The sequence below is a fragment of the Endozoicomonas sp. genome (assembly GCF_051008435.1).
Taxonomy (GTDB): Bacteria; Pseudomonadota; Gammaproteobacteria; order Pseudomonadales; family Endozoicomonadaceae; genus Endozoicomonas_A.
Genome location: NZ_JBPCXO010000085.1, coordinates 1 through 9,791, shown reverse-complemented (window position 1 = coordinate 9,791; position 9,791 = coordinate 1). Strand labels below are relative to the sequence as shown.

The 9,791-nt window shown below is 48.9% G+C and carries 9 protein-coding genes; 1 reads left to right on the top strand and 8 read right to left on the bottom strand.

Going from position 1 to position 9,791, the window contains the following annotated elements; genetic code table 11:
- The 3 genes from ACR2PX_RS03870 to ACR2PX_RS03860 all read right to left on the bottom strand — a co-directional run.
- A partial coding sequence (locus tag ACR2PX_RS03870; protein WP_433998047.1) for a hypothetical protein occupies window positions 1–394 on the bottom strand: 394 nt, incomplete at its 3' end.
- Window positions 395–515: 121 nt separating this feature from the next.
- Window positions 516–1,907 carry a tRNA (N6-isopentenyl adenosine(37)-C2)-methylthiotransferase MiaB gene (gene miaB / locus ACR2PX_RS03865; protein WP_433998046.1) on the bottom strand — a complete coding sequence of 464 codons (1,392 nt, stop codon included), beginning with the start codon at window positions 1,905–1,907 and terminating at the stop codon, window positions 516–518.
- Between the two features lie 211 nt (window positions 1,908–2,118).
- Window positions 2,119–3,201 carry a hypothetical protein gene (locus ACR2PX_RS03860; RefSeq protein ID WP_433998045.1) on the bottom strand — a complete coding sequence of 361 codons (1,083 nt, stop codon included), beginning with the start codon at window positions 3,199–3,201 and terminating at the stop codon, window positions 2,119–2,121.
- A gap of 408 nt (window positions 3,202–3,609) precedes the next feature.
- Here ACR2PX_RS03860 and ACR2PX_RS03855 point away from each other — a divergent pair, with 408 nt between their 5' ends.
- Window positions 3,610–3,921, top strand: a complete 312-nt coding sequence (locus tag ACR2PX_RS03855; RefSeq protein ID WP_433998044.1) for a DUF1820 family protein — start codon at window positions 3,610–3,612, stop codon at window positions 3,919–3,921.
- A gap of 21 nt (window positions 3,922–3,942) precedes the next feature.
- Here the strand turns inward: ACR2PX_RS03855 and ACR2PX_RS03850 are convergent, their stop codons facing one another.
- From ACR2PX_RS03850 to thiE, 5 genes are all read right to left on the bottom strand, one after another.
- On the bottom strand, window positions 3,943–4,509 hold the full coding sequence (locus ACR2PX_RS03850) for a hypothetical protein (protein ID WP_433998043.1): 567 nt from the start codon (window positions 4,507–4,509) through the stop codon (window positions 3,943–3,945).
- A 12-nt stretch (window positions 4,510–4,521) separates the two neighbouring features.
- Window positions 4,522–6,450 (bottom strand): hypothetical protein, encoded by a 1,929-nt coding sequence (locus ACR2PX_RS03845; protein ID WP_433998042.1) that lies wholly within the window; start codon window positions 6,448–6,450, stop codon window positions 4,522–4,524.
- 172 nt (window positions 6,451–6,622) lie between these two features.
- Window positions 6,623–7,270 (bottom strand): hypothetical protein, encoded by a 648-nt coding sequence (locus ACR2PX_RS03840; protein WP_433998041.1) that lies wholly within the window; start codon window positions 7,268–7,270, stop codon window positions 6,623–6,625.
- Window positions 7,271–7,283: 13 nt separating this feature from the next.
- Complete coding sequence (gene hemL / locus ACR2PX_RS03835; protein ID WP_433998040.1) at window positions 7,284–8,585, bottom strand: glutamate-1-semialdehyde 2,1-aminomutase; 1,302 nt, start codon at window positions 8,583–8,585, stop codon at window positions 7,284–7,286.
- 3 nt (window positions 8,586–8,588) lie between these two features.
- A complete protein-coding gene (gene thiE, locus ACR2PX_RS03830; RefSeq protein WP_433998039.1) occupies window positions 8,589–9,212 on the bottom strand; it encodes a thiamine phosphate synthase in 624 nt (207 codons plus the stop codon).
- Between the last annotated feature and the right edge of the window lie 579 nt (window positions 9,213–9,791).

Here is a 9,791-nt window from a genome sequence, read left to right as displayed (position 1 = left end):
GGTAGGCGAAAATACTGTCAGGAATAGGTATTCCAAACCTTCTTAATCGAGAAAAGAAGTCAATGCTTCGAAAAAGTTCATCTGAAGAGAGAAGCATTAGGTAGAGTGGAGCAACAGTCTCAAAAATATCTGATCGGGCTGGATAACTTTGAACCAGATCTTCAAGATCAGAGAGTAGAGACTGCTCCACACTGCCTTTTGAAGTGATCGCCTTGAGCTCTTCCAGCCAGGGCACGTTCTCTTCAACGAGGTAGTCCTGAAGCGTATTTTCAATCTTTTGAAAATCAGGTTGATACTGTTCGGAAGCATTCGCAAATTGACTTGAGCAGGTCAACATCAGAGTCAGGCAGGTCACCACAAGAACGTAGAACGAGTGTGTGAAAATGTGATGCACTGAAAACCTATCGAACCTGAGAGTGAGCCTTGCAGAATAGGTTAGATTGAACGGACTTCAAGGAAGGGTAAATCACTGATCTCTGAGCTGAAATAAGATCAGTGATTCTTATTTCAGGAGATCAGGCAACGACACCCAGTTCAGAATCCATCAGATTTCCGCGCAGACTGTGAGGGAAAGCCTCAACAATCTCAACGTCGGCAAATCGACCAATCAGGCGTGGCTCTGCACACTTGAAGTTAACCACACGGTTGCATTCTGTTCGGCCACTCAGTTCACCCGGATCCTTTTTGGAGTAACCCGTCACCAGAATTTTCTGGGTGGTGCCTACCAGGCGACGGCTGATTTGCATGGCCTGTTGATTGATACGATCCTGCAGAATCTTCAGACGTTGTTTCTTCGTTGACTCAGTGACATCGTCTGGCATATCAGAAGCAGGGGTGCCCGGACGTTTGCTGTAGATGAAACTGAAAGACGCATCAAAGCCAATTTCGTTGATCAGGTTCATGGTGTCTTCAAAGTCTTCATCGGTTTCACCCGGGAAGCCAACAATAAAGTCAGAAGACAGGCTCAGGTTTGGACGGTGCTCACGTAACTGACTGATTTTGTCCCGGTACATTTCCACTTCGTGGTTACGTTTCATCATGGAAAGAATACGGTTAGAGCCAGCCTGGACAGGCAGGTGCAAGTGGCTCACCAGTTCTGGGACTTCAGCGTACACATCGATCAGGCTCTGAGAGAACTCTTTCGGATGAGACGTGGTGAATCGAATACGGTCAATGCCATCAATGGCAGCAACAATGGTGATCAGCTCAGCCAAGTCGCAAACGGTACCATCGTCTTTTTCGCCGCGATAAGCATTGACATTCTGACCCAGCAGATTAATTTCCCGAACACCCTTCTCAGACAGACCGACGCATTCTGCAATCACATCATCCATAGGACGGCTGACTTCCTCACCACGAGTGTAAGGAACAATACAGAATGTACAGTATTTACTGCAGCCTTCCATGATGGAAACAAAAGCGGTCGGGCCATCTACAGAGGGTTCTGGCAGGCGGTCAAATTTTTCAATTTCCGGGAATGTAACATCCACCACAGGGATATGATTGCTCTGGGTGGCATCAATCATTTCCGGCAGACGGTGCAGGGTTTGTGGTCCAAACACTACATCGACCTGGGGCGCTCGCTTGCGGATAGCTTCCCCTTCCTGGCTGGCTACACAGCCACCCACACCAATCACCAGATCCGGATTGGCTTCTTTCAATTTTTTCCAGCGGCCCAGCTGATGAAACAGTTTTTCCTGGGCTTTTTCCCGTACAGAACAGGTGTTCACCAGCACAACATCGGCTTCTTCCGGGTTGTCTGTCAACTCCAGGGTATGGGTTTCTCCGAGCAGGTCAGCCATTCGAGCTGAATCGTACTCGTTCATCTGGCAACCGTGGGTCTTGATATAAAGCTTTTTTGTTGCGCTCATGCTTTCGCTTTCTGGGCTCAAGTCTGTCTTGGTCATTTAAGACACCAAAGCCGGATTCCTGTCTGCTGTTAAACGGATCTGAGACCTTGAGACTGTAATGTTCAGGCTTCAGGTGACTCAGAATAGCAAAACCAGTGACAACTGATCTGGCTGGTGAAAAGGTCGCCATTATAACGGCAGTGATGTCCGGAAGGTAGTGAGCAATATTTCTGACCTTCTTTGCAGGGATTACGTGACCTTTATAGAGCTACAGTTCGTTTCTTATACCTGTTTTGGGGGTGTAGTCATGCTTCAGTGTCATTTTCACAACCCCTTTCTTCATGGGGACATAAGTATGCACGTTTGTTCTTTGTAGGCGAACCGTATCCAGCAGGTCATCGGCATTCATTCTGTCCAGAGCATCATAGAAGTCAGTGTCTTCAGACACTGATCGGTTTCTAAGGTCGCCTAGGGCGGTTTGGATATGTCCTATTTCAGGATGACTGGCACTGGCCAGTTGCAGGCCCATACTCACAGCCTTGCTGAGGATTTTACCAATCAGTCTGAAAGGGATCTCCCAGTCATTTTCCATCAGGGTCAGCTGTACTGAGTCTGCATGTACCCAGATGATTATCTCTGTTTTACCTTTGTTGACACCTTTTTCTTTTGCCCACGGGATTTCAATCGTATCTTCGCGAATCAGCTGGTCGCCATTGTAGTAAGAGAGCTGCATATAGATTTCAGGTTTGCTGAAATATTCACCTACCTTTTGCAAGTCCAATTCCAGCAGATAAGCACGTTCTGGCAGGCGTTTTGTGGAGAGGGCCTTTGGGTCGACGATAGGACTGGAGTGAATGACGGGAGTACTTAATCGAGCGGCGCGGTGAACCAGCAGAATGACATCTTTATCGAGATCGTCAACATTCTTCACAGTGAATTGACAGGTTTTATCTTCGCAGGATGAAAAGCTGGCTACTTTGGCTTTTCGGGGCTGGGCCGGTTCTTTTGGCAGAAGGAAGCCTATATAAGGGGTCTCTGTTGCTTTGACCTTCCGATAACGTAGCTTCATCAGTGAAGCTTTATTTCGTTTGCCATGGTGAAAGCAGTCCGCCACTCTGTCGAGTTCTTCTATCTGACTGGTGAAGTCATCCAGAATGGCTTTGGGTATGTTGGGGTAGCGTTCTCGTACGATGTCCGGAAGGCTCTGTAAAGTAAGGTCACCTGCCTCATCCTGCAGTTTGGGATCTGTAGTCAGCTCACGAATCTGATCCAGATGCTCTGACGGCTTCAGGGTTCCTATAAAGCTCTCTTTCATAGCTATAAAGGTTTGTTCCTGTTTATCCAGACGCAAACTTGTAATGTCCGAGCATTGATTGACGGCAAATGCAGGGGAATGAATGAAGCACAGAGATAAGATAATAGTGAGGGGGAGGCGTATATTCATAATGAACCTGGACGGCGATTAAAGAACGAACGAGAAAGGAGCTGAAAGGAAAGTAGAGAACACAGATTAATTAGATAAGGTTCTCGAATCTGTCAAAGTCCGTTGTGGAATATCGGAATCAGTCAGTAACAACTGTGGTTTCTCGCCCCCCTATCCTCGCTTTTCATTAGCTCATGGGCGTTAAGACTGTGATATGCTAGCCGCCTTTTGTATTACATGTCCGAAACAGCCAAATGCGATCGAAACCCGTTTTCCTCGCCTTGGCGATGAAAGGTTTTTCAGTAAAAGTTACGGCGTCACAGGTGTTTGGAGTCAATGTCGAAATCCCAGGTTTTTCGCGTCATCTTTCAGAATGAGTCTGAAGTCTTTGAAGTTTATGCACGACAAATTTTCCAGAGTGAACTCTGGGGATTTATTGAAGTAGAAGAGTTTGCTTTTGGTGAGCGCAGCCAGTTGTTGGTGGATCCCAGTGAAGAAAAACTGAAAAGCACCTTCGAAGGCGTTAAACGAAGCTATATCCCTTTGTCGTCTATTATTCGCATTGATGAAGTCGAGAAAGAAGGTGCAGCCAAGGTTTCAGAAGTAAAAGGCAGTAACGTAAAACCGTTCCCAATGCCGCCGGTATAAGCTTGTCTGTCCAAGTACTGGTCAGTACATTCTAGTTGCCAGCCAGCTGCTGGCATCCAGTAAGGCATCTTCAGCATCTTTCCAGTCAATGGGATGACCCGGAGTGGGTTGTAACCCCCAGAATGCTTGCCGAAAAGCAGGGCGGACAATGATCAGTCGGCTGTCTTTTGCCATTTGACCATTTTCCTTGGCCTGTGCTGTTGCAACCGCAATGATGGCCATCAGGTCATACTGATCTGAGAGACTTGTTTCCAGCTTCGGGTTGGCTGGACTGACCATCTGGCTCTGATGAAAGAAAGCAATATCCTCTTCAACCAGATAGAAGTGGGTGGCTGAAGATTCCTGACCATGACCGTCTATCCCGATCATGACGTAATTCTGGGGATTGCCATACTCCACCTCTTCAAGGAACCAACCCAAACTCCAGGGACCGGGTGTATTAACCCTGGACGTGAAGTAGTTGGTCTCTTCAGGCCTGAAGAGGTTTTTTGAAATATTCTTGGGAATAGGGGGCATGGGTAGACCCGCGCCCTGGATCAGGTGTCTGGCTGCTTCAAGCGGTTTGGGTGATTGAGGAGATTCATTCATTTTTATCACCTTTTATAAGCTTGATGGTGTTCTTGGCTGAGGCTTTCGGGATTCCGTCTGAGGGGCTGACTCAGTGGTTCGCAGTGCAGGAATGGCATTAAGGTATGCACTCTGACTGCCATGGCGACGAATGTAGTCAGTAGCACTCAGTGGGGGCTGGGTTTTGCTTTGCCAGGTTTCCCAGTCATCTACGACCAGTCCCTGCTCTTCCAGCAACTCAGCGTGCTCCTTGAGTTCTTCCAGACGGCTGATCGTTGCTTCGATCTCCTCGGGCTGAAGCAACCCTGTCAGTTTTGCCGTTATATCATCTACTGTGGTGGCATTGAGTTTGTTCAGGACGTCACGATCTATAAGAGTCGGTGGACCAGGCCATGGAGATAACCAGCCTGAAGCGCCTGTTTTTACCTCTGAATGGTCGATGGATGTTTGTCCCGGGTAGAAAGAGTGATCATTGTCGACCAGAGTGACCTGGCCCGTTTCGGGATTGATCAGATAATTTCCTGCGTTTCTGTCCTGCTGACCGCAGAAGCAATCCAGCCACTCGGCACTGTTAAGGTTTTTGGCAATTTCAGCGGCTACTTTCGGATTCTCCTTCGGGTCAAAGGGAATGTCTTTGGCTATGCCATCTTTGGCGGTAAAAGGTTGTTTACCCTTGGCCACATCCATCAAAAGTCCGACCTTTCCGTTGTGGACGGTTAATTCGGTTTTGGGCAAAAGTTTTAATCCAAGGGTGTCCTGAAGACTCTGGCTGGCCAAATTTCTTGCGGCAAATCTGGGGCGCTGAGTATCCAGATATTTAGCTTTGTCGGTATGTTCTTTAAAGTGGCTGGTATCTACAGCGTCTTCTGATTTGAAGACCTTATCAACGGTTTCATCGCCATCTTCAAAGCTGAGTTTGGTGACGGTATGAGCCTTTCCTGAGCCCAGAGCTTCTTCCGTTTTGGCTTCTTTACCATGATATTCACTCAAGTGTCGGGTGACATCATGGGTGAGGTCGTAGCCGAGTCGTTTGAATTCAGTGGCAGACTTCCAGTCTAACTTTTCTCCGGCGGCACTGGCACCGTCCTGTCTCAGGACCTGCAGTACCAGAGATCGCTCACTGTTCAATTGCTGGCGCATGTCCTTCAGCATTTCAACTTCGTTTTCAGGGAAGTAATGGATGCCGGTTTTGAAGATGGTATCAATTCTCTGCATACCTTCCTCGAGGGAGTCGATCATCTTTTTGCCCTGTTCTTTGATCGAAGCGTCGTCAGTGGGCAGTTTTTCAGCCAGTTTTCCCTGGTGTTCTTTGACGATGTTATTCAACCGCTGAAAGTCAAAAGACTTCCGTTTTGCAACGGCTGAATCGAGAGTGTTCGGAAAGCGTTCAGAGCGGCCAAGCTCGCGTTTGGATAGGGTCTCCAGTTGTCCTACCTGATCCTCTGACATATGGAAACGTTCCGTTACCCTGGACTGGTCGATCTGCTTGCAGACGGCTTCATCCTGGTAAATATGAGTAAAGACTGGCTTGGCAGGCTGGGGAGCGAGTGGATGCTGGTAGACCGGCGGGAAAGAGAAGCGTGTCTGTGGAAACTGCAGTGGTTGTTGCAGTTGCAGAACTCCCAGACCCGGCACCTGAAGTTGAAAAGGGTTGCCCTGAAAGGGCTGTGCCTGAAAATGCTGGAGGTGAGTGTGCGGAGTGTTACTGGTGACAACTGTATTGGAGTTATTACTCCAGACATTCAGGTTGGGACTGTTGGTATAAACCTGAAAGTTTTGCCCACCTACCTGAACATTGGCATTGTACTGGTATCTGGGGGGAGTGGACTTGATTGAAACAAAGTCCTTGAAGCCTTTCCAGATCTTGGCTCTGCGGCTTTCTTTCGGTGGTTCTGGCAGTTTCTTGTCCACCTTACTGCTATCAAGAGCAGTGACCTCATGATGATCAAGTTTGCCTTTCAATGGCTCCTTGGCTGGACTGGACTCTGAAGCATGAGATGGAATTGACTGACTGGGGCCTGAGACCCCAGAAGAAGGAGGATTGTCCACGTTGCTTCCCTGCAAATGTTCTGAATACTAAGCAGTATAGAACCCGTATGACTTGTGCCTGCTGGGCAATAGAGGTGGAGCCCGCTTACTCCTGATTTGTACCCGCTTGTTCGGTAATTCGGTTCTGGTTTTTCAGCAGCATGAATAACCCCGTCCCCAGCAGTAGGCTTCCCAGGGCAATCATGTAGCGAAACAGGTTTACTCTCAGGTATCCACCCAGAGTCCCTTCATTACCGATGACCAGGCCGCCAATAAAAAAGCTGGTAAAAGCGATGAGCAACAGTCCCTTTGGACCGGGCTCTATCTGGGCTTTAATCACCATATACAGGGCTAACAGCAGGCTGATTGCCAGCAGGCTATCCCTGTAGAGTGTTTCAACCCCATACCAGCGGGTAATCTCATAAGCCAGGCAGAGCCCGATAATCATTCTTCCCCAGACCGGCTTACTCCACTCCTTGTTAGACAGCAGCAAAGCAATAGCGGTGCCGATCAAAGGAGGAGAAAGATAGGTCGCGGCATTATTCAAAAAGAGATAGACACCGGTCCATATCTCTGAAAATCCGAACTTCAGGGTGCCTGCTACCGCTGCCAGCGCGATCAGCAGAAAGCCCAGAAGAGCCCCCTTGGTGGCTGTTCTGTGAACTTGGGCAAATGCTTGTTGCTGGCAGAGCAGGAAGACAGCAAAGGCGCTGGCTGCTGCCAGCACCGCATCCGATAGAGCCAGTGAACTCATAATGTAAAAAGTGTTACCTTAAGGACAGCTTTTGGAAAGCACGACCAGCGGCCTCTATGGTTTTCTGAATTTCCAGATCACCATGGGCTTCAGAAATAAAGCCGGCTTCGAAGGCAGAAGGCGCCAGATAGATACCTTCATCCAGCATGGCATGGAAAAAGCGACCATAAAACTCGCCGTCACAGGCCATCACCTGATCGAAGCGATCGATACGGGGCTGGTTAGTAAAGAACAGGCCAAACATGGCACCCACCTGAGAGGTTTGCAGGGCAATACCCTGTTCTGAGGCTTTTTCTTTAAAGCCAGTCAGCAGCTTTTCAGCTTTGTCGGTGAGCTCAGCGTGGAAGCCTGAACGGCCCAGGTTTTTCAGTGTGGCCAGGCCTGCAGCCATAGCCAGGGGATTCCCGGACAGGGTACCAGCCTGATAAACAGGTCCCAGAGGTGCCAAGTGCTCCATCACATCTTTTCGGCCGCCAAAGGCACCTACCGGCAGGCCACCACCGATGATTTTACCCAGAGTAGTCAGATCAGGCTTCACGTCATAGTAAGCCTGTGCTCCACCCAGAGAAACGCGGAAGCCGGTCATCACCTCATCAAAGATCAGCAAGGCTCCGTGTTCATTACAAACTGTCTTCAGACCTTCCAGGAAACCTTTTACAGGAGGAATGCAGTTCATGTTGCCGGCAACCGGCTCAACAATAATACAGGCCACTTCGCTGCCTATTTCTGCAAACGCCTCTTTAACCGAATCCAAATCATTGTAAGTCAGGGTGATAGTGCTTTCTGCCAGGGCTGCAGGAACACCGGGAGAGCTCGGTACACCCAGGGTCAGTGCACCAGAACCGGCTTTTACCAGCAGTGAGTCAGAATGGCCATGGTAGTTGCCTTCAAACTTAACAATCTTGTCGCGACCGGTAAAACCACGTGCCAGGCGAATGGCGCTCATGGTCGCTTCGGTACCTGAGTTCACCATTCTGAGCAGTTCCATGGACGGGAAAATCTCGCGGACCTTCAAGGCCAACTCAGTTTCCAGAGCGGTCGGGGCGCCGAAACTCAGCCCATCCAGAGCCTGATCTCGAACGGCACTAACAACGTCTGGATGGTTGTGTCCCAGAATCATCGGGCCCCAGGACCCTACATAGTCGATCAGGCTGTTGCCATCAACATCCTGAACATAGGCGCCTTTGGCGCTTTTGAAGAAAACAGGCTTACCACCTACACCCTTGAATGCTCTTACCGGCGAGTTTACGCCTCCCGGAATAACGGTCTGGGCTTCAGTAAACAGAGTGCTTGAGCGTTCATGGGGAAGGGACATGATCTATTCCTGATTAAACAATTCAGTAAAACTGCGAGCACGACTCTGGATATCTGTGGAAGCAAACAGATTATGGACCACTGCCACCATATCAGCACCCGCTTCAATAAGCTGTGAGGCATTATCCACAGTAATTCCTCCAATGGCTACAACAGGCACTTTGAAGGCCTCTTTGGCAGATGGCAGGAGCGATAACTCAGCAGGCTTGGCGTCCGGCTTGGTGCGAGAAGGAAAGAAACGTCCAAAGGCAATGTAATTGACGCCTTCCTCAACGGCAGTTTGAGCCTGGCCGAGGGAACCTTCGCAACTGATACCGATGATGGCGTATTCCCCAAGCCTCTTTCTGGCAGATTCCACCGATTCATCCTGTTGCCCCAGGTGCACGCCATCGGCTTCGGAATCAGCAGCCAGTTCAATATCATCATTAATAATGAACAGGGCTCCGTACTTATGGCAGAGCACCCGCAGGGTACTGGCCTGGCGTAACCTCTTTTCGTGATCCAGACTTTTGTCTCGATACTGAAGTACTTTCATGCCTCCGATCAAAGCCTGTTCAACTGCTTCCATCAGAATACGATCATCAGGGAGAAGCTGGCTGTCGGTTACACCGTATAGACCTTTGAGCATGTTTTAACCTGATTTCAAAATTTTGGCCGCGAAGTATAACAGGATGACTGCTGGCCCGGATAATTCATAAAAACTGCATCAATCTTCAAACCAGGCAAACGTCAGGGTGGGAGAGCTAGTATGATTTGGTGAGCCTGAAAGAAATTTCGGAAGTGGACGTACAACTGGGTTTTTAAGAGTGTATAAGCCTCTGATTCACTGTGCTACCTTTCTTCTTTGCATGCTGCTGTCTTTCAGAGTACTGGCCCTGAATATTTTGACCAGTCAATTCCAGTTGGCAGTGGCTGAAAAGGAACATTATTCAATAACCCTGACTCAGGAAACAGATGGGTTTCAAGTTGTCATTACGCCAGATAGTGAAAATGAGGGATCTCAAGCTGCCTTTTCCGGACATTTGAAGTTTCTTCAATCACAGGGTTTGTCTGTTTCATACACGGTGTCAGGCAGGAAACTGATTTATCGGTTGAGCGTAAAACCCCGTACTTTGAGTGCGGGGATGTAAGCTCGTCGGCGATAGCCGACTAATGCGGTGTTCTCTGCTGCTGAACGTACTGTTTGATGACTTCTATAGGAGCGCCA